Source organism: Neobittarella massiliensis (ex Bilen et al. 2018) (genome assembly GCF_900289145.1).
In the GTDB taxonomy this organism is placed as follows: domain Bacteria; phylum Bacillota; class Clostridia; order Oscillospirales; family Ruminococcaceae; genus Neobittarella; species Neobittarella massiliensis.
This window is the reverse complement of the sequence record NZ_OKQO01000009.1, coordinates 40471-65710: the sequence shown is the minus strand read 5'-3', so window position 1 is coordinate 65710 and position 25240 is coordinate 40471. Positions and strand designations below refer to the sequence as shown.

The 25240-nt window shown below is 59.6% G+C and carries 27 protein-coding genes; 21 read left to right on the top strand and 6 right to left on the bottom strand.

Going from position 1 to position 25240, the window contains the following annotated elements:
- The first annotated feature begins 109 nt into the window (after positions 1-109).
- Both C6Y32_RS12900 and C6Y32_RS12895 read left to right on the top strand, forming a co-directional pair.
- Entirely contained in the window at positions 110-340 is a 231-nt protein-coding gene (locus tag C6Y32_RS12900) for a DUF3006 domain-containing protein (protein ID WP_105205674.1), read from the top strand.
- A 73-nt stretch (positions 341-413) separates the two neighbouring features.
- Positions 414-1778 (top strand): MATE family efflux transporter, encoded by a 1365-nt coding sequence (locus C6Y32_RS12895; RefSeq protein WP_129589456.1) that lies wholly within the window; start codon positions 414-416, stop codon positions 1776-1778.
- 183 nt (positions 1779-1961) lie between these two features.
- Here C6Y32_RS12895 and C6Y32_RS12890 read toward each other — a convergent pair whose 3' ends face one another.
- Together C6Y32_RS12890 and C6Y32_RS12885 are read right to left on the bottom strand one after the other, a co-directional pair.
- Positions 1962-3452: a phosphate--AMP phosphotransferase gene (locus C6Y32_RS12890; RefSeq protein WP_243562759.1), complete on the bottom strand. Its 1491-nt coding sequence runs from the start codon at positions 3450-3452 to the stop codon at positions 1962-1964.
- A 212-nt stretch (positions 3453-3664) separates the two neighbouring features.
- Positions 3665-4405: a TVP38/TMEM64 family protein gene (locus tag C6Y32_RS12885; protein WP_105205671.1), complete on the bottom strand. Its 741-nt coding sequence runs from the start codon at positions 4403-4405 to the stop codon at positions 3665-3667.
- Positions 4406-4642: 237 nt separating this feature from the next.
- On the opposite strand from C6Y32_RS12885, the gene C6Y32_RS12880 reads away from it, so the two are divergent.
- Positions 4643-5296, top strand: coding sequence for a hypothetical protein (locus C6Y32_RS12880; RefSeq protein WP_105205670.1), 654 nt, complete (start codon positions 4643-4645; stop codon positions 5294-5296).
- A gap of 84 nt (positions 5297-5380) precedes the next feature.
- Here C6Y32_RS12880 and mtaB read toward each other — a convergent pair whose 3' ends face one another.
- The gene (mtaB, locus tag C6Y32_RS12875; RefSeq protein ID WP_105205777.1) at positions 5381-6721 is read right to left on the bottom strand and encodes a tRNA (N(6)-L-threonylcarbamoyladenosine(37)-C(2))-methylthiotransferase MtaB; all 1341 of its coding nucleotides are present in this window, start codon (positions 6719-6721) and stop codon (positions 5381-5383) included.
- Positions 6722-7049: 328 nt separating this feature from the next.
- On the opposite strand from mtaB, the gene C6Y32_RS12870 reads away from it, so the two are divergent.
- The 16 genes from C6Y32_RS12870 (at position 7050) to C6Y32_RS12795 (ending at position 21471) form a co-directional block, all read left to right on the top strand.
- Positions 7050-7292, top strand: a complete 243-nt coding sequence (locus C6Y32_RS12870) for an HPr family phosphocarrier protein (protein ID WP_105205669.1) — start codon at positions 7050-7052, stop codon at positions 7290-7292.
- 670 nt (positions 7293-7962) lie between these two features.
- A complete protein-coding gene (locus C6Y32_RS12865) occupies positions 7963-9186 on the top strand; it encodes a D-alanyl-D-alanine carboxypeptidase family protein (RefSeq protein WP_243562757.1) in 1224 nt (407 codons plus the stop codon).
- A 100-nt stretch (positions 9187-9286) separates the two neighbouring features.
- Entirely contained in the window at positions 9287-10627 is a 1341-nt protein-coding gene (locus C6Y32_RS12860; RefSeq protein ID WP_105205668.1) for a glucose-6-phosphate isomerase, read from the top strand.
- A 53-nt stretch (positions 10628-10680) separates the two neighbouring features.
- Positions 10681-11094, top strand: a complete 414-nt coding sequence (locus C6Y32_RS12855) for a hypothetical protein (RefSeq protein WP_105205667.1) — start codon at positions 10681-10683, stop codon at positions 11092-11094.
- Between the two features lie 302 nt (positions 11095-11396).
- The gene (locus C6Y32_RS12850) at positions 11397-12296 is read left to right on the top strand and encodes a diaminopimelate dehydrogenase (protein WP_306418982.1); all 900 of its coding nucleotides are present in this window, start codon (positions 11397-11399) and stop codon (positions 12294-12296) included.
- Between the two features lie 141 nt (positions 12297-12437).
- Complete coding sequence (locus tag C6Y32_RS12845) at positions 12438-12929, top strand: YceD family protein (protein WP_105205666.1); 492 nt, start codon at positions 12438-12440, stop codon at positions 12927-12929.
- A 36-nt stretch (positions 12930-12965) separates the two neighbouring features.
- A complete protein-coding gene (gene rpmF / locus C6Y32_RS12840; RefSeq protein WP_105205665.1) occupies positions 12966-13148 on the top strand; it encodes a 50S ribosomal protein L32 in 183 nt (60 codons plus the stop codon).
- Between the two features lie 168 nt (positions 13149-13316).
- A complete protein-coding gene (locus tag C6Y32_RS12835) occupies positions 13317-14621 on the top strand; it encodes a DUF512 domain-containing protein (RefSeq protein ID WP_105205664.1) in 1305 nt (434 codons plus the stop codon).
- Positions 14622-15941 (top strand): ribosome biogenesis GTPase Der, encoded by a 1320-nt coding sequence (gene der / locus C6Y32_RS12830; protein ID WP_105205663.1) that lies wholly within the window; start codon positions 14622-14624, stop codon positions 15939-15941.
- 21 nt (positions 15942-15962) lie between these two features.
- A complete protein-coding gene (gene plsY, locus C6Y32_RS12825; protein WP_243562754.1) occupies positions 15963-16646 on the top strand; it encodes a glycerol-3-phosphate 1-O-acyltransferase PlsY in 684 nt (227 codons plus the stop codon).
- A 9-nt stretch (positions 16647-16655) separates the two neighbouring features.
- A complete protein-coding gene (locus C6Y32_RS12820) occupies positions 16656-17663 on the top strand; it encodes an NAD(P)H-dependent glycerol-3-phosphate dehydrogenase (protein ID WP_105205662.1) in 1008 nt (335 codons plus the stop codon).
- A gap of 2 nt (positions 17664-17665) precedes the next feature.
- Entirely contained in the window at positions 17666-18313 is a 648-nt protein-coding gene (locus C6Y32_RS12815; RefSeq protein ID WP_105205773.1) for an HD domain-containing protein, read from the top strand.
- Positions 18314-18456: 143 nt separating this feature from the next.
- Positions 18457-18834 carry a sulfite exporter TauE/SafE family protein gene (locus C6Y32_RS12810; RefSeq protein ID WP_105205661.1) on the top strand — a complete coding sequence of 126 codons (378 nt, stop codon included), beginning with the start codon at positions 18457-18459 and terminating at the stop codon, positions 18832-18834.
- Positions 18831-19211, top strand: coding sequence for a sulfite exporter TauE/SafE family protein (locus C6Y32_RS12805; RefSeq protein ID WP_105205660.1), 381 nt, complete (start codon positions 18831-18833; stop codon positions 19209-19211). The genes C6Y32_RS12810 and C6Y32_RS12805 overlap by 4 nt, the downstream gene beginning before the upstream one ends.
- A gap of 95 nt (positions 19212-19306) precedes the next feature.
- Entirely contained in the window at positions 19307-19705 is a 399-nt protein-coding gene (locus tag C6Y32_RS12800; RefSeq protein ID WP_186487488.1) for a pyridoxamine 5'-phosphate oxidase family protein, read from the top strand.
- 818 nt (positions 19706-20523) lie between these two features.
- Entirely contained in the window at positions 20524-21471 is a 948-nt protein-coding gene (locus tag C6Y32_RS12795) for an AraC family transcriptional regulator (RefSeq protein WP_243562752.1), read from the top strand.
- A 136-nt stretch (positions 21472-21607) separates the two neighbouring features.
- Here C6Y32_RS12795 and C6Y32_RS12790 read toward each other — a convergent pair whose 3' ends face one another.
- The 3 genes from C6Y32_RS12790 to C6Y32_RS12780 form a co-directional block, all read right to left on the bottom strand.
- The gene (locus C6Y32_RS12790; protein WP_105205659.1) at positions 21608-22507 is read right to left on the bottom strand and encodes a diacylglycerol/lipid kinase family protein; all 900 of its coding nucleotides are present in this window, start codon (positions 22505-22507) and stop codon (positions 21608-21610) included.
- A 264-nt stretch (positions 22508-22771) separates the two neighbouring features.
- The gene (rpmB, locus tag C6Y32_RS12785; RefSeq protein WP_105205658.1) at positions 22772-22960 is read right to left on the bottom strand and encodes a 50S ribosomal protein L28; all 189 of its coding nucleotides are present in this window, start codon (positions 22958-22960) and stop codon (positions 22772-22774) included.
- A 137-nt stretch (positions 22961-23097) separates the two neighbouring features.
- Positions 23098-23637, bottom strand: a complete 540-nt coding sequence (locus C6Y32_RS12780; protein WP_105205657.1) for a GNAT family N-acetyltransferase — start codon at positions 23635-23637, stop codon at positions 23098-23100.
- 218 nt (positions 23638-23855) lie between these two features.
- On the opposite strand from C6Y32_RS12780, the gene C6Y32_RS12775 reads away from it, so the two are divergent.
- Both C6Y32_RS12775 and C6Y32_RS12770 read left to right on the top strand, forming a co-directional pair.
- Positions 23856-24512 carry a site-2 protease family protein gene (locus tag C6Y32_RS12775; RefSeq protein WP_105205656.1) on the top strand — a complete coding sequence of 219 codons (657 nt, stop codon included), beginning with the start codon at positions 23856-23858 and terminating at the stop codon, positions 24510-24512.
- Positions 24509-25237 (top strand): segregation and condensation protein A, encoded by a 729-nt coding sequence (locus C6Y32_RS12770; protein WP_105205655.1) that lies wholly within the window; start codon positions 24509-24511, stop codon positions 25235-25237. Before C6Y32_RS12775 ends, C6Y32_RS12770 begins: the two co-directional genes overlap by 4 nt.
- Positions 25238-25240 lie beyond the last annotated feature (3 nt).

Here is a 25240-nt window from a genome sequence, read left to right as displayed (position 1 = left end):
AGGATGTGCCGCCCGCCGCGAGCGGGGCAGGGGCACATAGGGACCGCCCCAGGAGATAAAAAGACGCCCGCCCGCGGGGGTGTAAAGACTGGATAAAAAGGAGGGGGAGATGACGGTGGAGGAGTACTGGAGCGTAGACCGCCTGGAGGGCGAGACCGCCGTGTGTCAGGACGACGGCGGCGCGCTGCACCTGCTGCCCCTGGACCAGCTGGACTTTGCGGTGCAGGAGAGCGACGTGCTGCGCCGCACCGAGAGCGGCTGGGCACTGGACCCAGAGGAAAAAAAGAGGCGACAACAGCGGGCCGAGGCCCTGCTGCGCCGCTTGGAGGGGCGGCGGTGAACGCCCCTCTTTTTTGATGTGAAAAGCGCTCGGCCGCGCGCGGTGAGCGGGCGGGACAGAGGAGGAGAGACCATTGGCCAGAGCGAACACACGCGACATGACCACCGGCGGGGTGACCGGGCACATACTGCGCTTTGCCCTGCCGCTGCTGGTGGGCAACATCTTTCAGCAGTTTTACAATGCGGCCGATTCCATCATACTGGGGCGGTTTGTGGGCAAGCGGGCGCTGGCGGCGCTGGGGGCGGCGGCGCCGGTGATGAACATCGTCATGTTCACCATCATCGGGCTGTGCACCGGGGCCTCGATCTTGATGGCCACCTTTTGGGGGGAGGGGGACATGAAAAAGTGCCGGCGGGAGTTCTCGACCTGCGTGCTGGCGGGGCTGGGCTTTACGGTGGTGGTATCGGTGCTGGCGGTGCTGCTGACCGGGCCGGTACTGCGGCTGATGCAGACCCCGCAGGAGCTGATGGCGGGGGCCAAGCAGTACCTGGCGGTGGTGTTTGCCGGGCTGGTGTGTACCTTTTTGTATAACATCTACACGGCGGCGCTGCGGGCGGCCGGGGACTCGGTCTCACCGCTGTACTTTTTGGTGCTGTCTTCGGCCATCAATGTATTGCTGGATCTGTGGTTCGTGGTGGGGTTAGAGCTGGGGATCGCGGGGGCGGCGGTGGCCACGGTGCTGGCGCAGGGGCTGTCGGCGGTGCTGTGCTATTTTTACACCGCCAAAAAGATGCCCCAGCTGCACCTGCGGCGCCGGGACCTGGTGCTGGACGCCGGGCTTTTGCGGCAGACGGTGGGGTACAGCCAGTCGGCGGCGCTGCAGCAGACCTGCTTTTTTATCGGCAAGCTGCTGTTGCAGGGGGCCATCAACCCCATGGGCACCGACGCTATCGCCGCCTTTAATGCCGTCAGCCGCATCGAGGGCTTTGTGCTGGCGCCGGGCAACAGTATCGCCACCGCGGTGACCACCTTTATTGCCCAGAACAAGGGGGCCCGGCGCACTGACCGCATCTTTGCCGGTTTTCGCCGCGGCTGTGTCATGGCCTGGAGCTACGGCGCGCTGATGGTGGTGAGCATGTACCTGTTGGCGGCGCCGTTTACCGCCCTGTTTGTAAATGCCGGCGAGACGGCGGTGATACAGCAGGGGGTGGCCTACATGCACGCGATGGCGCTGTTTTACATCATGCCGGCCATGGGCGACATGATGCAGGGCTTTTTCAGGGGCATCGGCAAACTCAACGTGTCGCTGTACGGCACCGTCTTTCAGATCGCGATCCGGGTGTCGCTGACCTACCTGCTGGCCGGGTCGCTGGGGCTCATCAGCGTGTGCGTGGGCACCGGCACCGGCTGGACCGCCTTTTTGCTGGTGCTGGCGGTGCTGTACCGGCGGGAGAAAAAGAAACTGCTGCAGCCGGCGCCGCAGCGGGCAGAGGTGTGAGCCGGTACCGGGCATATAGAGAGCACCCGCCCCAGGGACAGCGTGTCCCCGGGGCGGGTGCTCTGTTTTTTAGCTGCTCGGCACAGGAGTGCAGGTGCCCCCCTCCGGCGCTTTTTGGGGAGCGGTGCACGTTTGGAGAGCGGGGCCGGCCGCCGCGATCTTTTAGCGCCTCCGGCGGTCAGGTCAGAGACGGGCCTCGATAGCGGCGATGAGCGTTTTGATGGCCTTGATGCGGGCGAACTTCTTGTCGTTGGACTCGATGATGTTCCAGGGGGCAAAATCGGTGGAGGTGTAGCGCAGCATGTCGTTGACGGCGATCTGGTGCTGGTCCCACTTCTCGCGGTTGCGCCAGTCCTCGTCGGTGATCTTCCACTGCTTTTCGGGGGTGTTCTGCCGGTCGTTAAAGCGGCGCAGCTGCTCGTCTTTATCGATGTGCACCCAGAATTTGACCACGACAGCGCCCCAGTCGTAGAGCTCGCGCTCGAACTCGTTGATCTCGTTATAGGCGCGGTGCCAGTCGGCCGGGGTGCAAAAGCCCTCGACCCGCTCGACCATCAGCCGGCCGTACCAGCTGCGGTCGAAGATGCCCACGTGCCCGTCTTTGGGCAGACGGGTCCAGAACCGCCACAGATAGTGGTGGGAGAGCTCGGTCTTGTCGGGGGCGGCGATGGGGACCACCTCGAACCCGCGGGGGTCGAGAGCGGCGGCCACCCGGCGGATGTTGCCGCCTTTGCCGGCGGCGTCCCACCCCTCGTACACCACCACTACCGGGCGCTTTTTGGCGTAGAGCTGGTTGTGCAGCTTTTTGAGCTTGCGCTGCTCCTCTTTGAGCACCACCTTGTACTTGTCGGGGTCGATGGTCTTATCGAGGTCGACCTCCTCTAGCCGGGGGACCTGCACCAGCCTGAATTTTGGATCGATGGCGATGGGGCCCACCGGCGGCGGGTCTTTTTGCAGCGCCTGTTTTTTGGCGATGGCGGCGGTGATCTGTTTGATGAGGATCTGGTAGATCTCGGCCAGGGCGGCGTTTCGGTCGTTGCAGCCGATGGCGTGCCACGGGGCGTAGCTGGTGCTGGTGGCCTCGAGCATCTCGTCGAAGACGCGGTAGTAGTCCTCGTAGTGCTTGTTTTGGTACCAGTCGCGGTCGGTGGCGCGCCAGCGGGTGCTCTTTTGCTCGCGCAGGTCTTCCAGCCGTTTTTTCTGCTCTTTTTTGCTGATGTGCAAAAAGAATTTGAGTACCAGGCAGCCGTCGTCGACCAGCTGCCGCTCGAAGGTGAGGATGCTCTTGATGCGGGCGGCTACCGTCTCGCTATCGAGCTGCTGCTCGATCTTTTCGACCGATACGCCCTGATACCAGCTGCGGTCGAAGATGGAGATGTCGCCCTGACGGGGCGTTTTGGACCAGAAACGCCACAGGTAGGGGTAGCGCTTTTCCTCCTCGGTGGGGGAGACGGTGGAGTAGACTTTAAAGCCGCGGGGGTCGAGATTGAGGATGATGTCGCCGATCTTGCTGCCCTTACCGGCGGCGCTCCACCCCTCGAACAGCACCACCACCGGCAGCGCGTTTTGCTTGACCGACTGCTGCAGCACACTGAGCTGCTGCTTGAGCTTGGCGGCCATGGGTTTATACTCCTCTTTGACCAGCACTTTTTGCAGGTTTACACTGTCTAACACAAAAACACCTCCTGGCGCAAATTGACTAAAGCAGAAAACGGATATTAAAAATATTTTAGCACATCCTACTGAATGACACAAGTGATTTTGCGCTGGGGAAGATCGGCAGATAGAAAGAGAACCGGCAGTGCGGCTAAAAGGACTTTTTGCACACAAAAAAGCGGCTTTAAAGCCGCTGGGAGCAGGGGAAGTCATGTTTTCAGGGGCGCCGCTCAGCTCTCGTGGCTGTCGCGGCTGTCGTGGCGCTTTTGGTGGGCCCGCAGAATCTTTTGATAGATGGCCATGCCGGCCAGCGACAGGAGGCCGGTGGCCAGAAACACATACAGCGAGTGGGCGGCCCGCCCCTGGATGAGCAGGTGCCCGGCCAGAGTCGAGGTGACGATAGAGGGGATGCGGGCGATGGTGGAGATGAGCAGAAAACGCGGCAGGGTGATGGGGGTGAGGCCGGCCACATAGGTGAGGATATCTTTGGGGGTGCCGGGGATAAAGAACAGCAGGAACACCAGCCGCTCGAAACGCCCCTTTTCGGTGAGGAAGTGGAGCTTTTGCAGTTTTTCGGCGCTGAAAAAACGCAGGGCGAAACCTTCGCCCAGCCAGCGCACCAGCAAAAACACCAGCGCCGAACCCACCAGGCAGCCGAGCATGGCCAGCCCCAGGCCGGGCAGCGTGCCGTAGAGGATGCCGGCCAGCACCTCCAGCGGCTCGCCGGGGAGGAAGGCGATGACGACCTGCAGGATCTGCAGGGCCAGGTACATAAAGGCGGCCCCGGCGCCAAAGCTGTCGAGATAGGCCGAGATCTTTTGGGCGGCGCCGCGCTGGCCCAGCAGCCGCACTGCCGGCCACAGTGCCCACACGGCGGCGGCCAGCAGCAGGGCGATGAGCACCAGCGCGGCCAGTCGCCAGAATTTTTTGCCACCGGTGCGCGGGTGGGGATCTGTTTTTTTGACGGACAAGAAAAACACCTCCTGCGGCAGATGGGGGGAGAGGACCTTTGCGGCTATGCCGCCGGGACAGACGCCGGGGCGGGGAGCGGCCAGAGTCTGGAATGAAAATGTGCGGTTATAAATTTTAGTAAAAAATGGAAAAGACGGTGAAGGTGCTGGCCGAAAAAACCAGCGGTCCCAAGAACTCTCTGGGGTAACTGGCGGCGACGGTGCCAAACTAGTACTGTCGCACAGGCAGGAGGAACCATGAAAAAACTGATCGGTCTCTTTATGAGTTTGGCCACTTGTGCCCTGCTGCTGGTGCCGGTATTTGCCCAGGGGAGCTCTCACACCGTTACGGCGGAAGATGTGATGGACAACATAAACCTCGGCTATAAAGTCGAGTATGTCCGCGTCTCGGACTTAGGCGACGAAAGCGCCGAGGCGAGCATCAACCGCCAACTGGAAGAGAGCGCCCGCGACAGCATGCTGCTGGCAATCTCACAGAGCAATGTCATGACTTATTCTGATTCCCGCGCAACCGGCGAGTACCACCAGAGCGTGACTCGCCAGACCAAAGACCTGATAAGCGTCAAGACCAGCCGCGACTTTTCGGTGGGAGAACACAAGATCTACAGCGATAAGTCGGGGCAGGTATTTGACGCCCAGACCGGCGCAAAGCTGCGTTTGAGCGAGCTGTTTAACAATTCGAGTGACTATTTGAAGATAGTGAAAAACGAAATGAAAACACTCGTCAACCAGCCCCTAGACGTCGACGACGAATGCTCCTTCTATCTCACCGATACCGAACTGGTACTGGTGTGTAAACAGGGGGAGGAGGACAGCCAGGACCTGCGGGCCTACGAAGTGCCCATAGCCCTGACCGACCTACAGGATGTACTGAAACCCCAATACCGCTAACACATTGTGCGACATGTAAAAAAGACGGTCTGCCGGTGCGGTCTCTGCCCGCCGGAGACCGCCTTTTTTTGTGCGGGCAGCTGTTTACCGAGCCTGACCGGTGCAGTAGTCGCCGCTTATGCCGGTGATGAGCACCTCCCTGATCTGCCCGGCAGCCAGACCGCTGCCGGTGACGAGCACCTGAGTGTAGTTTTTGGTGTACCCCTCGAAGGTGTCGGGGTCTACCTGGCGCTCGAGCAGGACGCTCTGGGTGCTGCCCACCTGCTGGGCGCAGAACTGGCGGTGCAGCGTGCCGACGGCGGCGGTGAGGCGGGCGCCGCGCTCCTCCTTGACCTTTTTGGGGATCTGGTCGGGCATGGCGGCGGCGCGGGTGCCTTCGCGGCGGGAGTAGGTGAACACGTGTACCCGCGAAAAGGCGATCTTCTGCACGAAGGCCAGCGTGGTGAGGAAGTCCTCCTCTGTCTCGCCGGGGAAACCGACGATGACGTCGGTAGTGATGGCGGCACCGGGGAACTGGGCCCGGATGCGACGCACGATATCGGCGTATTCGGCGGCGGTGTAGTGCCGGTTCATGCGGCGCAGGGTATTGTCGCAGCCGCTCTGCAAAGAGAGGTGGAACTGGGGGCAGAATTTGGGCTGGGCGGCCATGCGGCGCAGGTCCTCGTCGGTGAGCAGCTCGGGCTCCAGCGAGCCCAGGCGCACCCGCTCGATGCCGTCGACGGCACAGGCAGTCTCCAGCGCATCGACCAGCCGGCGGCCGGTATCTTTGCCGTAGCAAGGCAGGTTGATCCCCACCAACACCACTTCGCGGTAGCCGTTTTGGGCCAGCGCGGCGAGCTCGGAATTGATGTCGGACAGCGCCTTGGAGCGCACCCGGCCCCGGGCCACAGGGATGATGCAGTAGGAGCAGAAGCGGTCGCAGCCGTCTTGCACCTTGACGAAGGCGCGGGTCTTGCCCTCGAACCGCTTTACCTGCATGGGCTCGAAGCGGTCGTGGCCGGTGTAGGGGGTGATGGCGATGGTGCTGTGCACGGGCTCGTCGGTGGGCAGCACCGGCAGCGCGCTGCTGCCGGCGCCGACCCCGCGGCGGGCGAGCTCGTCCAGGACCAGCTCGACGATCTGCCCCTTGTTGGCGGTGCCGGTAATGATGTCGGCCCCGCTCCCGGCCGCCTTATCGGGGAAGGCCTGGGGGTAGCAGCCGGTGAGCACCACCAGACCGTGTGGATTTTCGCGCCGAAAGCGGGCCAGGCGGTTGCGACTCTTTTTGTCGCCGGTGGCGGTGACGGTGCAGGAGTTGACCACCAGCACCTGGGCCGGCTGACCGGGCTCTACTACGGTAAAGCCGGCGTTTTTAAATTGGGCGATCATGGCCTGGGTCTCGTACTGGTTGACTTTGCAGCCCAAGGTGTAAAATGTGACATCCATACTCTGTATCAGGCCCCGGGCGGGGCCGCTCCTTTTTGACATGGTGTGCGTGCCGGCGGCATAGAATGGTAAGATGCCGGCGTTTTGGTGTTGACCGGTCACAGAAAGACAGCCGCTTATAGGTGGCGGCGGGCAGCCGGGTCGACGATGCGCCGAACGGCGGCAAAACAGACCGTAAAAAGCAGACATATACGCCGGTGAATTGACGGACCATCTAGTTTTATACGGGGAATATTGGATAAAAATTAGCCATTCAGGACAAAATATCCATTGCCAAACCTGTGACAATCCGCTATAATATGGTATAGAAAGATGGGAGGCCTACGTAATGACACACGTCAAGGTATTCTTTAAAAGCGCCAATGATATCAAGCTCTTTATCCACAAACTCTCTGGCTACGATGCCGCCGCCACCATCGGTGACCCCGAGAACCGGGTCAACGCAAAATCTATCATCGGTATATTCAGTCAGGACCTGTCAAAGCCGCTGACGCTCAATATCGACTGTGACCACTGCCCGGAGGTGCTCGACGATATCAGCGAGTTCATCGTAAAAGAGGATGACCGGTAGCTGGGTGATCTATGGTCTGTCGGCCACTTTCTATTGTATCAAAACTTTGCGCGTACTGCCACTGTTTGGGGGCAGTTTTTGCTGTACTTGAGAAAAGAATACAGGACAGAGGACAGCCGTCAGCTGCGGGAACGCAGCGACGGCTGTTTTTTGCGCGGAGATGTTCTGGTGTTCTGGCCGCAGCGGGTGTTCGCGCCGGGGGTGCGCTGCGGATAGAGAGACGGACATATTTGAGTATGGCGGCGCCGCGGAGCGCAACACGGGGAAATGAAGAGATCTTTTTGGTGCCAGAGAACTGCTGTGGTGGCGGCCGGGGTGTTGTTGGAGTGGTTTTGGGTGATGTTGGGGTGGTACACCGATGTTTGATGGTGACCGGTCACACGGCTCCTGCCGGCCAATTAAGACTGATAGATGGGGTAGTTGTTTTGCCTGATGGGGGAGAGGTGGTTGTGGTGGCGGCCGGTCGAGCGGGCGTGTGGAGGGCCGCGGCAGTGCCGACCTACGTGCCGACAGTACGGTATGGGCAATATAGACCGCTGAAAAGCAGGGGCATGAGGAGCCGAGCTTGTGCGGATGGGACGGCCAGATGGAGGGCGGGGCATACAAAAAGTCAAAACAGGACGACTTTTTTTAAAGCGGCGAACATAGACTTGCACCAGAGGTGATTTGTATGAGACGCGTGTGTGCTGCCGCTATGGCGCTTTTACTGTTCTGTTCGCTGCTTTTGCCCCTGCCTGCCCTGGGCTATGAAGGGGTGACGACCACTGACTTTCCGCTGCTGGATGAGGAGACCGCCCAGCCCACCGCCGGTATCGCTGCACCCGAAGGGGATCTGGCGGTTGCGGCCAAATCAGCTATTTTGCTGGAGCAGTCTACCGGGACGGTGCTCTACGAGATGGACGCCGACGTGCAGATGCCGCCGGCCTCGATTACCAAGGTGATGACGCTGCTGCTGGTGATGGAGGCCATCGACGCCGGCAAATTCGGCTATGACGACCAGGTGAGCGTCAGCGAATACGCCTGCGCTATGGGCGGCAGCCAGATATGGCTGGAGCCGGGGGAGACCATGACGGTGGATGAGCTGCTCAAGGCCACGGCCATCTCGTCGGCCAACGACGCGGCGGCGGCGCTGGGCGAGTATGTGGCCGGCAGCCCGGATGCCTTTATCAACATGATGAACGAGCGGGCGGCCCAGTTGGGTATGAAGAACACCCATTTTGTAAACCCCAACGGGCTGGATGCGGAGGGGCATGTGTCCAGCGCCCGGGACATCGCCATCATGTCCTGCGAGTTGCTCAAACACCCGGACATTACCAAGTACTCCACCGTGTGGATGGACTCGCTGCGGGGCGGGGCCACCCAGTTGGTGAACACCAACAAGCTGGTGCGCTTTTATGAGGGAGCCACAGGGCTCAAGACCGGCACCACCGACGGGGCGGGCAGCTGTCTCTCGGCCAGCGCCACCCGGGGCGGGCTTTCGCTGGTGGCGGTGGTGATGGGCTGTGAGACCTCCAACGACCGCTTCGCCAGCGCCCGCACGCTGCTGGATTACGGCTTTGCCAACTACGAGATGGCCGAGCTGAAACTGCCTGAGACCGCCCCGGCGGCGCTGAAAGTGAAAAACGGCACCGAGCAGGCGGTACAGCTGGTGTACCAGTCCAGCGGTAAGTTCTTGGTGAAAAAAGGCAGCGCCGACAAGATCACCCAGGAGATAAAGCTGGCCGAGACGCTGACGGCGCCGGTTGAAAAGGGACAGAAGCTGGGCAGCTGTGACATTGTGCTGGAGGGGCAGCGCATCGGTGGATATGACATCGTAGCTAAAAAAGCAGTGCCCAAAATGGATTTTTTAACAGGCTTTTCAAATTTGTCTAAACAGTTATTTATTATGAAATAAAATGTAAATACTATACAAAAAGCCGAACATCACGGTGCTGTTACTTGACAATATTGCTTACGTATACTAAAATGAATACATCAAATAGGGGGGATGTCCAATGTCAGTAAAACTGAATACCAAGTACTTAAGATCCTTTGTTAGACCCCACGAACTCGACGGTTTGGCACCGCTGGTGGCGGCTGCTCACCAGCAGGTACACCAGAAATCCGGCCTGGGCAACGACTTTTTGGGCTGGGTGGACCTGCCTTTCTCTTATGACAAAGAGGAATTTGCCCGCATCAAGGCGGCGGCTGAGAAGATCAAAAATCAGTCGCAGGCACTGATCGTCATCGGTATCGGCGGCTCGTATCTGGGCGCTCGGGCGGCCATCGAGTACATCAAATCCAATAGCTATAACGCCCTGAAAAAAGATACCCCGAACATCTACTTCGTGGGCAATACGATCTCACCGGCCTATCTCAATGATATCCTCTCGCTGGTAGATGGGGTGGACTTCTCGGTCAACGTCATCTCCAAATCCGGCACCACCACCGAGCCGGCGCTGGCGTTTCGCGTGTTTAAGGAACTGCTGGAGCAGCGCTACGGTGTAGAGGGGGCCAAGGAGCGCATCTACGCCACCACCGACAAGGCCCGCGGCACTTTAAAAGAGCTGTCGGACAAAAACGGTTACGAGACCTTCGTCATCCCCGACGATGTGGGCGGCCGTTTCTCGGTGCTGACGGCGGTCGGCCTTTTGCCCATGGCGGTGGCCGGCTGTGACCTGGAGGCGGTGATGGCCGGTGCCCAGGACTCGGCCAAGGCGGCTGAGGACCCGGACCTTGACAAAAACGACTGCTATCGGTATGCGGCGATCCGCAACCTGCTGTACAACAAGGGCTACAGCGTGGAGGTGCTGGCCGCATACGAGCCCAGCTTCCGCGAGATGTGCGAGTGGTTCAAGCAGCTGTACGGCGAGAGCGAGGGAAAAGACAACAAGGGGCTGTTCCCGGCCAGTGTCATCTTCTCGACCGACCTGCACTCGATGGGCCAGTATATCCAGGATGGCCGCCGCCAGCTGTTCGAGACGGTCATCGACCTGCAGCAGCCCAAGAGCGACTTCTTTATTAAGGAAGACGCCAGCAACTTTGACGGACTGAATTTCCTGGCCGGGCAGAATATGTCCAGCGTGAACAAGATGGCCATGCAGGGCACCATTTTGGCCCACGTAAAGGGCGGTGTGCCCAACATGGTGCTGGAGCTCGAGAAGATGGACGACTACTCCTTTGGCTACCTGGTCTACTTCTTCGAAAAAGCCTGTGCGATATCCGGCTACCTGCTGGGGGTCAATCCCTTTGACCAGCCCGGTGTAGAGGGGTACAAAAACAATATGTTCGCGCTGCTGGGCAAACCCGGGTACGAGGCGCTGCGGGCAGAGATCGACAAAGAACTGGCAGAATGATGGCGAGCGCGCAGTCAGCGCGCCCCCCATTTAAAAAATAGGAGGTTACCACAATGATAAAAATAATCGTAGGAAGCAGAGGCTCCGGCAAGACCAAGACTCTCATCGACCAAATCAACGAAGCGGCAAAAACCTCGGCGGGCAACGTCATCTGTCTGGATAAAACATTAAAACTGCAGTACGATCTGGCGACCAATGTGCGACTGGTGGATATCGACCAGTACGGTATCAAGGGCTTTGGTGAGTTTTTGGGCTTTGTGTGCGGGCTGATGGCCGGCAACTACGACATCACACACATCTTTGTGGACTCTATCTTAAAAGTAGGCGGCGCCGAGAAAGACCTGGATGGTCTGGGCGTGATGCTGGGCGAGATCGACGAACTCAAAGACGCCAAGGACATCGAGTTCGTGTTCACCGTGTCGGCCGAAGAGGCGGCACTGCCCGAGAGCGTGAGAAAGTACCTCTGAGGACCTGATTTTGAGGGGCGGTATCTCCCGATCTTTGGGGGGCCCCGCACCGCTGTTAAAGTAAAGAGAGAGCTGCCGGTAAAATGAGCCGGCGGCTCTTTTTTGTGCGGGGCCGCTGGGGCCGCCGAGGCAGGCGGCCGATATGGACTCCAGGCCGACAGCATCCGGTGCGGCGGGCTGCGGCAGCGGTAGGCGGACGGACATACGGCGGCGGGAGACGGCATATTCTGGTTGACGGGAGAGGGAAAAATCGGGTAAAATAAGGTGCCTGATAATACGTGAGATCAAAGGAGGAACTGACCGTGATAAAAGCAGCGATCGTAGGCTATGGCAATATTGGCAGAGCAGTGCTGGAGGCGGTGCGCGCCGCCGAGGACTTTGAGCTGGTGGGCCTGGTGCGCCGCAGCGCCAGCAGAGAGGGGTTGCCGCCGGAGCTCGAGGGCGTGGAGATCGTCACCGATATCTGCGACCTGAGCCAAAAGCCCCAGGTGGCTATTTTGTGCACCCCCACCCGCGCCGTGCCCCAGTACGCCAGCGACTATTTGGCGATGGGCATCAACACGGTGGACAGCTATGACATCCACACCGGTATATGGGATCTGTGCCAGCAGCTGGACCCGGTAGCCAAAGAAAACGGCGCTGTGTCGGTGATCTCCTGCGGGTGGGACCCGGGCTCGGACTCGGTGGTGCGCACCCTGATGCAGGCTATTGCGCCTAAGGGTATCACCTACACCAACTTTGGCCCCGGCATGAGCATGGGCCATACGGTGGCGGTAAAGGCCATCGACGGGGTGGAGAACGCGCTGTCGATGACCATCCCCACCGGTACCGGCATCCACCGGCGCATGGTGTATGTGCAGCTCTGCCCCGGGGCAGACTTTGAGACGGTGAAGCAGGCGGTGCTGCAGGACGACTACTTTGTGCACGACGAGACCCACGTGCAGCAGGTGGACGATGTAGAGGCGCTGATCGACACCGGCCACGGGGTGAACTTGGTGCGCAAAGGTGTTTCGGGCACCACCCACAACCAGCTGTTGGAGTTCAATATGCACATCAACAACCCCGCGCTCACCGCCCAGGTGCTGGTATGCGCCGCCCGGGCCAGCTTTAAGCGCCAGCCCGGCTGCTACACACTGATCGATATCCCGGTGGTGGACCTGCTGCCCGGCGACCGCAGCCAGTGGATCCCCAAGCTGGTGTAAGAGATAAAAATGAGAAGGCGGCCCCGGAAAATGCCTTTTTGACAGCGGTAAGGCGGCAAAAATGGTGGATTTTTGCAAACGCCGGTTGACAAAGCGGGGGCTGGTCTATATAATTAATCTGTGGCGGACTAAGGAGTCATTATGCTTATCGATTTAAAGAGGTTGTTTGCCAGTGAGGGCGAGGTAGTAGATATCGACTACACGCTCGCGGCTGCGCTGAGCGACCTGACGGGTACTGTCCCCGACCCGGTCGAGATACACCTGAAAGGTGTGGCGCAAAACAGGGCGCAGATCGTCGAGATCCGCTTTGGAGCGCACTTCACCGTAAACAGTGTGTGCGACCGGTGTCTGGAGCCGCTGACACGGGTATTTGACTACCAATTTACCCATGTTCTCACCCAAGAGGTGATAGACGGCTTTGAGGAAGATATCATTGTCGACGGTGATAAACTGAATCTGGACAGGCTTGCACTGACCGACATACAGCTGGAATTCCCACTCAAACTTCTGTGCTGTGAGGACTGCAAGGGGTTGTGCCCCCAATGTGGTGCCAACTTGAACCGCGAGAGCTGCAACTGTGACAAAGATCCCATAGATCCCCGCCTAGAGGCTTTAAAAGAGCTATTGCAATAGGTTTTTTATGACACCAAGGTTAAGGAGGTGCTGACCATGGCGGTACCAAAGAGAAAATCGTCCAAAGCCAGACGCGACAAACGGCGCAACAATGTCTGGAAATTGGATATGCCGGCATTTTCCAAATGCCCACAGTGTGGTGAGCTGAAGACCCCTCACAGAGTTTGTGGAAACTGCGGCTACTACAAAGGCAAAGAGATCATCAAAAAAGAGGCGTAAGCAACTTTTTTGGGTACGAGAGGAGAGGGTTTTGGCCCTCTCTTTTTTCGTGAGACAAAGGCGGCGCACATTCGGCCACAAATGGTTATATTGTGCGGGCTTTTATGATATAATAACTTCAATATACAGCGGTGGGACCGCTTGTGGTACAACTGGAGAAATGTAGACATGGCAGTGACGGTAAAACAGGTGATAGAGGGCTCGTTGGCCCAGGAGCTGGGTATCGTGCCCGGCGACAGACTGCTAAAGATAGACGACAACGAGATCGGGGATGTGCTGGACTACCAGTTCTACGCCCGCGAGACCAGCCTGACACTGCTTTTTGAGCAGGCGGACGGCCCGTTAGAGGCGCTGGTGGAAAAGGACGAAGACGAGGACCTGGGACTGGAATTCGAGACCTATTTGATGGACAAGCAGCACAGCTGTACCAACAACTGTATTTTCTGCTTTGTGGACCAGATGCCCCAGGGGATGCGGGAGAGCCTGTACTTTAAGGACGACGACGAGCGGCTCTCGTTTTTGTTTGGCAACTACGTGACGCTGACCAACCTGAAGCAAAAAGAGATCGACCGCATCATCAAGATGCACATCAGCCCCATCAACATCTCGGTGCACACCACCAACCCCCAGCTGCGCTGCCGCATGATGGGCAATCGTTTTGCCGGGCAGAAGCTCGATTACATCCGCCAGCTGGCGGCGGCGGACATCCACATCAACTGCCAGATCGTTTTGTGCCCGGGGCTAAACGACGGGGAAGAGCTCACCCGCACCATGACCGACCTGTCGGCGCTGTGGCCCAGCGTGTCCAGTGTGGCGGTGGTGCCGGTGGGGCTGACCGGCTACCGGCAGGACCTCTTTTCGCTGCAGCCGTTTGACCGGGAGACTGCCGCACAGGCGCTGGATACCATCCACCAGTTTACCGACGGCTTTTTGGCTGCCCACGGCACCCGCCTGATCTACCCGGCCGATGAATTTTTTGTGCTGTCGGGCCGCGAACTGCCGGGGACCGACTACTACGGAGACTTTGAGCAGCTGGAAAACGGCGTGGGTATGACGGCGCTGCTGCTGAGCGAGTTTAAAGAGGAGCTGGCCCGGCTGCAAAAGGACCGGCAGCCGGTGCCCTGCGACCTGGTCACCGGGCAGGCGCCCAGCGCCTATATCCACTGGATGGTGGAGGAACTCAGAAAACACTACCCGGACCTGGCGTGCCGGGTACACGTGATCGAGAACAACTTTTTTGGCGGCAACATCACCGTGACGGGGCTCGTCACCGCCACCGATATCATCGACCAGGTGCAGGGTAAGCTGCTCTCGCAGCGCATGTTGGTGCCCAGCTGTATGCTGCGCCACGAGCAGGACAAGTTTTTAGACGACTGCACCAGAGAAGAGCTGGAGCAGCGGCTGGGCGTTTCGCTGCGACTGGTGGAAAACGACGGATACGACTTTATAGAGGCCGTTTTGGGAGGTAACTAGATGGCAAAACCAGTAGTGGCGGTAGTGGGACGCCCCAATGTGGGCAAATCTACCCTGTTTAATAAACTCATCGGGCGGCGGCTGTCCATCGTGGAGGATACCCCCGGTGTGACCCGCGACCGCATTTACAGCGACTGCAATTGGGGCGGGCGCACCTTTATGCTGGTGGATACCGGCGGTATCGAGCCCCAGTCGGACGATATTATTTTGTCGCATATCCGCCGGCAGGCCCAGCTGGCTATCAGCAGCGCCGACGTGATCGTTTTGGTCACCGACCTGCGCGACGGCGTCACCGCCACCGACCAGGAGGTGGCGGCCATGCTGCACAAATCGGGCCGGCCGGTGGTGCTGTGTGTGAACAAGTGCGACTCGGTGGGTGAGGTGCCGGCAGAGCTGTACGAGTTTTACAATCTGGGGCTGGGCGACCCCATCGCCGTCTCCTCGGTCCACGGCCACGGCACCGGCGATCTGCTGGACGCAGTGGTGGATCAGCTGCCCGGCAGCGCCGAGGAGGACGAGGAGGACGAGGCCATCAAGGTGGCGGTCATCGGCAAGCCCAACGCCGGCAAGTCCTCGCTGGTCAACCGCATTTTGGGCGAGGACCGCATGATCGTATCGGACATTGCCGGCACCACCCGCGACGCTGTGGACTCACGGGTGGAAAACCAGTACGGCCAGTTCGTATTTATCGATACCGCCGGTATCCGCCGCCGCAGCAAGGTGGATGAGTCGGTGGAGAAGTACAGTGTGCTGCGGGCCTTTATGGCGGTGGACCGGGCCGACGTGGCGGTGGTGATGATCGACGCCACCCAGGGCTTTACCGAACAGGACTCAAAGGTGGCCGGCTACGCCCACGAACAGGGCAAGGCCTGTCTCATCGCGGTGAACAAGTGGGACCTGATCGAAAAGGACACCCATACCATGCAGAGTTTCCGCAAAAAGCTGGAACAGGATTTCTCGTTCATGTCCTACGCGCCGATCTTATTTATCTCGGCCAAGACCGGACAGCGGGTGGATAAGCTGTATGAGACGATCGTAAAGGTGTATGCCAACAACTCCCGCCGCATCAGCACCGGCGTGCTCAACGATATTTTGGCCAGTGCCACCGCCCGGGTACAGCCGCCCACCGATAAAGGCAAGAGGCTGAAGATCTACTATATGACCCAGGCCTCGTCGAACCCGCCCCACTTCGTGTGCTTTGTCAACGACGCGGAGCTGTTCCATTTTTCGTACCAGCGGTATTTAGAGAACCAGATACGTGACGCCTACGACCTGGAGGGCACCCCGGTGCGGCTCTCGGTCCGCCAGCGGGGCGAGTAAGACTGACAGGAAAAGGGGTGTATGGCGGTGTTTGAGCTGAAAAATTGCCTGGGTATTGCCGGGGTGATGCTGTTTTCGTATTTGTTGGGCAGCATCTCCTTTGCGGTGCTGGTGGGCAAACTGTTTTTAAAAGATGATGTGCGCAAGTACGGCAGCCACAATGCCGGCATGACCAACGTGCTGCGCACCGCCGGCAAAAAGGCGGCGGTGTTCACCGCAGTGGGTGACCTGGGCAAAGGCATGCTGTCGGTGGTGGTGGGTCGGCTGGTGTTTGCGCACATATTACACGCAGAGCCCATGTACGGCGCCTATCTGGCGGCCTACTGCGCGATACTGGGGCATATCTTTCCCATCTATTTTCACTTTAAAGGGGGCAAAGGAGTGCTCACCTCGGCCGGGGCGGCGGTGCTCATCGACCCGGTGTCGGTGGCCATTACGGCGCTGATCTTTGCCGCAGTGACCTTTACCTCGAAGATCGTATCGCTGGGGTCGGTGGTGATGGCTATCTGCTACCCGGTGGTTACATATTTCGTGTCGCTGGCGTTTGGCCGCGACCCGGTGCCGCTGACGGTGTGCGCGGTGATCTTTGCCGCCATCATCATCTTTATGCACCGCTCCAACATCGGCCGGCTCATCCGCGGTGAGGAGCTGGGCTTTGGCAAGAAAAAGAAAAGAGAACCTGCCGACGAGCAGAAGAGATCGTGAGGAATTGAGATGGCACATATCGTGATTTTGGGTTCTGGCGGTTTTGGCGTGGCGCTGGCGGTTACCGCCTGCAGCTGTGGCCACCAGGTGAGCGTGTGGAGCCCCTTTGCGCCGGAGATCGAGACGCTGAGAGCCGACCGGGAGCACAAAAAACTGTTGCCGGGCATAGCCATACAGCCCGAGATAGAGCTGGGTACCGACATCGCCGTAGCAGAGAAGGCGGATCTTTTGCTGTTTGCTGTCCCCTCCCATGCGATACGGCAGACCGCGCAGCGGGTGGCCGGGCATATAGCCCCTCACTGCACCATCGCCAGCGTGGCTAAGGGAGTAGAGGACGAGAGCTTTTTGCGGCTGTCGCAGGTGATAGAGCAGGAGCTGCCCCAAAACCCGGTGGTGGTGCTCTCCGGCCCCTCCCACGCGGAGGAGGTGGCCCGTGGCGTGCCCACCAGCCTGGTGGCGGCCTCGAAAAGCGGCCAGGCGGCGGAGTATGTACAGGAGCTGCTGATGGGCCCCAACCTGCGCATCTACTTAAACGACGACCTGGTGGGCGTGGAGCTGGGCGGCGCGCTGAAAAACGTGATCGCGTTGGCGGCCGGTATCAGCGACGGTATGGGCCTGGGCGACAACACCAAGGCGGCGCTGATGACCCGCGGGCTGTCGGAGATCGCCCGGCTGGGGGTAAAGATGGGCGGGCGCATCGATACTTTTGCCGGGCTGACCGGGGTGGGGGATCTGATCGTCACCTGTACCAGCATGCATTCGCGCAATCGGCGCTGCGGCCTGCTCATCGGGGCCGGTACCCCCGCCGAGCAGGCGGTACAGGAGATCGGCATGACGGTAGAGGGCTACCGCTCGACGCTGGTGGCCTACCACCTGTCGCAGAAGATGGGGGTGGAGATGCCTATCACCGAGCAGATGTACCGGGTGCTGTACGAGGGGGAGGACTGTAAAAAGGCTATTGCCAACCTGATGACCCGCCCCAAAAAAGACGAGACCGAGCAGGTGTGGTTCCATTGACGGTGGCACCGTCGCTGCACCGCTATCTGGAAGAGCGGGTGCTGCCCCGCTACCGTGACTGCGATGCGGCCCACGACCTGCGCCACATTGAGGCGGTGATCGAAAACAGCTTGGAGATCGCCCGGGAGCTGAGTGGGCAGTATGCGCTCGATATCGATATGGTGTATGCGATCGCCGCCTACCACGATATCGGCATCCCGCAGGGGCGGGCGGACCACCACCTGACCTCGGCCGCGGCACTGCGGGCTGACTGCCGGCTGCGGCAGTGGTTTTCACCGCCGCAGATAGAGACGATGGCCCAGGCGGTGGAGGACCACCGGGCCTCGGCCAAGGAGCGGCCGCGGTCGATCTACGGGGAGATCGTCAGCGAGGCCGACCGCACCCTGGACCCTGAGACGGTGGTGCGGCGCACCGTTTTGTACGGGCTGGACCACTGCCCGCAACTGAATTTTGGCGGCCAGTACGCCCGCGCATGGGAGCATTTGCGCGGCAAGTACGGGCCCGGCGGCTACGTGAAGATGTGGCTGCGAACCGGTAAAAATACCCGCGACCTAGAGGCGTTGCGACAACTTTTAGACGATGCACCCCGTTTAAAACAGATGTGCCGGCAGTTTTATGACGCGGCAAAAAAAGAGGACCCACGCCGGTAAAAGGCGCTCACGCTGCATATGAGGCGGTGTGGGCGTTTTTTATTTAAAGACGAAAATGGGTGCTGCCGGCCAAGCGCGTATAAATAGAGGTTAAACCGCCACACTAACTCTGTAAACGAGTAAGTGTGAGGGAGGGACCGCCAGTGAGCGAACAGACCGGACAGACGGCCCAGAAAAAATGGATACCGCCGCTCATCGGCGCGGTGTGCGGCGTGCTCAACGGCCTGTTTGGTGCCGGCGGCGGTATCGCGGCGGTACCGCTGCTCAAGTATAGTGGCATCGAGCTGAAAAAGGCCCACGCCACCTCGCTGGCGGTGATCCTGCCCATCTCGCTGGTGAGCGCGATCCTCTACATGATCAACGGGACGGTACAGTTTTCTCAGGCGCTCGTCTATTTGCCGGGCGGCTTTGCGGGGGCCATTGCCGGGGCGCTGTACATGAAAAAGATACCCGGCCAGTGGCTGCGGCGCATCTTTGGGGGCTTTATGGTGTATGCGGCCATAAGGCTGCTGCTGCGATGAGCTGGGTGATCGCGGTAGTCGCCAGTGTGATAGCGGGTTTTGTGAGCGCGCTGGGCCTGGGTGGCGGTGGGATCTTGATCCTCTATCTGACGCTGTTTTTGGATATGGGCCAAAAGCAGGCCGGCGGCATAAACCTCATCTTCTTTTTACCCATCGCGGCGGTATCCATCTTTATCCACGTGAAAAACAAGATGATCGATTATAAGTTTGCCCTAAAATGCGCGCCTTTTGGCATCGCCGGCGCCTTTTTGGGGGTGTGGATCGCCGGTATGCTGAGCCCCAGATGGGTGGGAAAAGCCTTTGCCGTGCTGGTGCTGATACTGGGAATAAAAGAGCTGTTTTCGAAAACGCCGCCCAAGGAAAAGGACACAGAATAGACCGTGTGCTTTTGTGCAGGTCGGTGCTTGCAATGCGCGCCGGTAAACGGTAACATAAACGTATACCCAAAACGATTTTACTGGGAGGTATTTTTATGTTACAAGATGTAGTGAAGATCATGAGGGATTGCGGCGCCTTTTACCTGGCCACCTGCGACGGCGACCAGGCCAGAGTACGGCCCTTTGGCTCGGTTATGGCCTACGAGGACAAGATCTGGTTTTGCACCGGCAACAACAAGCCGGTATACGACCAGCTGGTAGCCTACCCCAAAGTGGAGATCTGCGCGCTGCAGGAAAACGGCGACTGGCTGCGCCTGTGCGGCAAAGCGGTGTTCTCTGACGACATGGGCGCCAAAAAGGCCATGTTTGAGGCGGACGAGAGCCTGCCGGAGATCTATGGCTCGCCCGAGGGCAAAGAATTTGTGGTGTTTTATCTGGACGGTCTCACCGCCAAGCTGTACCACGAAGAGGACGCACCCAAAGACATGCTGTAAGACGGGATGATGATCAAGAGGGGCAGCACTGCTGCCCCTCTTTTATGTGGTGCGTGCCGGCTGGGTCGGCCGAGTGCAGATGTGAACGCTTTAGATAGTGAGGATAAAAGGCGCAAAACTGCTCCCAACGGAGTTAAGACGGAGCTGGGCGAGGTGCTGGCGGGTGCGCGAAAGCTCTGTTCATCGGCGGAGCGCTGCGGCCGCGCTGCTCAAGCTCGCGTCAGGGGGCAGAGGGGCAGAGGGGCGACGGCCGCCCAGTGCCATTCAGCGTTATGCAAGCGCTACACCGCGCCACACAGCGATGCAGCGCCGCACAGATAGCCCGGTGCAAAGTGGTGGGACAGAGGGGCAGTTTGCGCGGGTGCGACAAATTTTAGTGAGATAAGCGGACAGGAGCTGTGGTGGGGCTGCCGGTGGAGCAGGGGCAGCAGGTCTGGGACTTTTGCGGATATCTGTTGCTGCAGAAGGACCTTTTGGCGATCGCCGGGCGCGTGTAGGCAAAAGGTAGGGCGGTAAAAGACCATTGTAGACAAAAATACGGGACGCGGGCAGGGACAACGGCAGCGATGTTTTTGGCCTGCTTCTGGCATATTTAGAGAGCGTTGGGGATGGTGCATTTTGCCGTGTGGTGGCAGAGGATGACCAGGAAGACAAGCTGCCTGATATAGCTGGACCTGGCGCGCTGCCGATGATGGGCCCGCGACAAGGTGCCCACGGCAGGGGAGCCACACACCGGTGGCTTGGGGATCGGCGCTGCGATTGAGCAGGGGACGGCACTTGCACAAAAACGGTCAAGACAGCACAGAGCCGGGACTGGTATGATGAGAGCAAGGAAGGTGATGGCCGTGCACGACGAGCAGACAGCCCGCGCAGTGGCGCGCATGCAGCAGTATATTGCCGAGCACCTGCACCAAAATATTACTCTGGCCCAACTGGCCCATGTGGCGGGGTACTCGAACTGGCACGCTGCCAAGGTGTTTCGGGAACTGACCGGCAACAGCCCGGCCCAGTATATTCGGCTGTTGCGGCTGACGGGGGCGGCGCTAAAGCTGCGCGACGGGGAGGACCGCGTGTTGGAGGTGGCGCTGCAGAGCCACTTTGAGACGCACGAGGGGTTTACCCGCGCCTTTTGCCGCACCTTTGGCATGCCGCCGGCAACATACAGCCGCACGGCGCCACCGGTCAAGCTGTTTATGCCCGACAGCGTGTACCACGCCTTTCGCATGTTAAAAAGGAGTGAGAACAGTATGGATACCAAACAGTTTCCCAGTGCTGTGTTTGTGAGCACCAGCACCCACCCGGCGCGCAAGCTGATGCTGTACCGGGGCAAGCAGGCCGAGGATTACATGACCTATTGCCAGGAGGTGGGCTGCGACATGTGGCCGGTGCTGTGCAGTGTGAAAGAGGCGCTGTACGAGCCGGCCGGCATGTGGCTGCCCGACCACCTGATAGAGCCCGGGACCTCGCGCTATGTGCAGGCGGTAGAATTGCCGGCCAACTATGCCGGGCCAGTGCCGGAGGGCTTTAGCCTGATCGATCTGCCAGCCTGCGATTACCTGGTCTTTCGCGGCGAGCCGTTTTTAGACGACGAGTTTTGCGAGGCGGTACAGGTGCTGTGGGCCTATATCGAGCGCTTTGACCCGGCGCCGATGGGCTACCAGTGGGCGCCGGCAGCGGGCCCGCGCATCCAGCTGTCGCCCACCGGCGAGCGGGGCTGCATAGAGGCGCTGCCGGTACGGGCGCTGGACAGCCGGCCGGCAGTGTAGCGCGCAGCGGTGAGAAAAGCGGCGCGTCCAGCGACTGGAAAATGTGAATAAATTGTAAAAACAGCCGTTTTCGGCCCTATTTTAGCAAGATAGGGGGCCGAAAACGGCTGTTTGGCTGCGGTAACGTTATTTGGCGCTATTTGACTTTGGTATCGACCAGAATGTCGACAGCCTGTTTGACGCTGGCGACCTCGACATCGGTCCAGGAGCCGCCGTACTCGCCGTCGAGGGTCCAGGCGATCTCGTGCAGGGTGTGGACCTTGACCTTGCTGGCGTTAAAGAAATACATCACTTCGGGGTCGATGCGCTGGTGCAGCAGAGCGTTGACGATGGCAAAGCGCTCGGACAGCGTGTGCGGAGTCTTGACCAGCAGCACCTCCATCTTGCCGTCGCACATGGAGATACGGTCTTGTGAAATGAAGCGAAAGCCGCCCACCGAGTAGGAGTTGGTGATGAGGCCCAGCAGAAAGTCGTCCTCGATGACCTCGTCATCGTAGTCGAAACGAACGTGGTAGGAGGCAAGGTTGGCCAGACGCTTGACCCCCTCCAGGATATAGGCGGTGCGGCCGAGAAAGTTTTTAAATTCCTGCGGGGTCTGGTACGAGACCTCGGTAAAGGCGCCAAAGGCGGCCACATAAGAAAAGTAGCGGTCGCCGAACTGGCCCACATCGCAGGAGAAAGGAAAGCCTTTGATGATGGTCTCGGCGGCGACCAGCATGTTTTTAGAGAGGTGCAGGCTGGTGGCAAAGTCGTTCACGGTGCCGGTGGGGATGTAGCCGATGGTGCGCTTTTGCCCATTTTGCATGAGGCCGGAGATCGTCTCGTTGAGGGTGCCGTCGCCGCCGCAGCAGACCACCAGATCGAACTGCGCCGCCTCGTCGCGCAGGATATCGGGGATCTCGAGCCGGCGCTGGGTGGGGCGCACGGTGACGTCGTAGCCCGCTTTGACAAACAGATCTACGATATCGAGAAGTTTATTTTTCACTTCGGCTTTGCCCGCGTGGGGGTTGAGCATGAGGAGCAATTTTTTCTTCATATCTATTAGACACCTGTAAGACCGGAGAGAATTTGCCGGTGGACACGTGGTGAAACAGCAGTAAATACAGCCCTATTATAGCACATTTTGCCCTATTTTTATACCCCTGTCGACAGATCGGCCCCGGCGGGGGGCGGGCCGATGGGCCGAGAGAGGCAAGATGGGCTGAGAGTGTTGAGGGGGGGAGAGGCTTGGGGGCGGGAAATTGCGGGCAACAAAAAAAGGCCGAACCAAAATGTTCGGCCTTTTTTAGCGTTTTTCAGCTTAGATAGCGCGGGTCACTTTGCCGGAACGCAGGCAACGGGTGCAGGCGTTAACCCGGCAAGGGGTACCGTCAACGACCGCCTTTACTTTGCGCACGTTGGGCTTCCAGGCGCGGTTTGCACGTTTGTGGGAGTGGGACACCTTGATGCCGAACGTTACACCTTTCCCACAGATATCACATTTAGCCATTTATCTGCACCTCCTTAATACAAATTTTTAGTCAACGTATGTATTCTATCAGATTGCGGAGGGAAAAGCAACCTTTTTTTGATCTTTTCCCACTTTTTGGCGCTGAGGCCGGTATCGCGGCTGCTGGAGGGCGGTGCTCAGGGCCCGGCAGCGGGGCCTGCATTTGGCTGTTTGGCGCTGTTGGGGGGAAGGTGACAGGTGTAGATCAGCTCGCGCAGTGAGCGGCCGCCGATGCACTGCTGCTGCCAGGCGCCGCTGTCGGCAAAACCAAATTTTTGGTAAAAACGGCGCGCCGGCTGGTTTTGTGCCAGCACCCACAGGTAGACATCGGCAAAGCCCAGCTGCGCCAGGCCCGCCACCGCCGCCCTGAGCAGGCCGGTACCCAGGCCCCGGCGGCAGTAGCCCGGCAGCAGGTAGAGGCTGATGACTTCACCCCAGCCGGCCATCTGCTCGCTGCGGGCGGCGCAGTAGGCGCTGGTGCCGACGATCTGCCCGTCGCTGACGAGCACCAGCGTGTGCCGGTCGGTGGCGGTGACTGCCCGGCACCAGTTGCCGGAGGGGATGGCGTCGAGATAGGCGCTGGGGATGATGCCGCGGTAGGCTGTTTGCCAGCTCTGTTCGTACACACGGCTTACCGCCGCCGGGTCGTCGCCCGGCAGCAGGGGGCGTATCTGCATATACAGTCACCTTTTTCTGATACTGGACCGCCCGTGCGGCCGGCGGCGGGTGACCTGGCCGGCGGCGGGCGGTATTGTGTTTTTGGCGCCAAATTGCTATACTCTATAGTAAGTGTGGCCCGCGCGGTTTGGCGGGCCGATTTTGACCCATACTGCGACTGAGAGCGCGCTATAACAGGGGGCGCCGCCGCCCTTATCGTATAGGAGAATACCTGCTTATGTCAAGTTTTATCATCGGTCTATTCACCAAGGTCATCGTGCTGTTTACCGCTTTGCCGGTGCACGAGGCGGCCCACGCCTGGGCCTCGGACAAATTGGGCGACCCCACGGCCAAAAACATGGGGCGGCTGACTTTAAACCCTTTTGCCCACCTGGACCTGATGGGCAGCCTGTGCATTCTGGTGGCCGGGGTGGGCTGGGCCAAGCCGGTGCCCATAAACCCCTACCGCTATAAGAACCCGCGGGTGGGCACAGCCCTGTCGGCCCTGGCCGGACCGGCCTCGAACATTTTGCTGGCCTACATTTTTATGATCTTTTACAAGTTGGGCGCCGGGCTGTTTTTGAGCTACGGCTCCTCCCAGGCGGTGTGGGGCATTTTTGCCATTTTGCAGATGGTGATCCTGCTGAATATCTCGCTGGCGGTGTTTAACCTGCTGCCCATCCCGCCGCTGGACGGCTCGAAGATCCTGCAGCTGGTGCTGCCCCAGCAGACCTATTACCGCATCATGCAATACGAGCGCTATATCATGCTGGCCGTGTTCTTTTTGCTGTTCACCGGCATTTTGAGCACACCGCTGTCGTTTCTGTCGCGGCTGCTTTACGGGGGGCTCGACTTTTTGACCGGCTATGTGGATATATTGGTGCGGCTGCTATGAGCGAGCTGACCTTTTTACTGCCGCAAAATGCGTTTGAGGGGCCGCTGGACCTGCTTTTGCACCTGATCTCGAAACACAAACTGGACCTGTACGACATCAATATCATCGAGCTGGTAGACCAGTATATGGCCTATATGAACGACGCCCAGCGCATCGATATGGACCTGACCGGCGACTTTTTAGAGATGGCTTCGCGGCTGGTGTACATGAAGACGGTGATGCTGCTGCCCCGCCGCGAGGAGGAGAAGGAGCAGCTGAAGACCGAGCTGCAGGGCCAGCTGATCGAGTACCAGCTGTGCCGGCGGATAGCGGCCCACCTGAGGGACCGCGGCGGGGAAAGCGATCTGTTTGTGCGCGCGCCGCAGCCGGCCCCGCCGGGGGTGCTGCCCTACACCCGCCGCCACGACACCGAGCAGCTGCTGTTGGCCTTGGCGGCGCTGAAGGGAAAGCTGCTGGTGCGGCAGGCCCCGCCCAAAAAGAGTTTTTCGGGCATTGTGGCCAAGCGGGTGGTGTCGGTCTCGTCGCGCATTTTGTTCGTGCTGCGGCGGCTGAAGGTGGGGGCCAAGCTGCGCTATGAGGCGCTGTTTTCGAAGAAGTACGAAAAGACCGAGAACGTGGCCACCTTTTTGGCGCTGCTGGAGCTGATAAAGGGCGGCCGTATAAGGCTGGACGACGAGGGGGAGATCACCCTGAAAAAGACCGGCCGCCGGGCCGAGAGGGGATAGGCG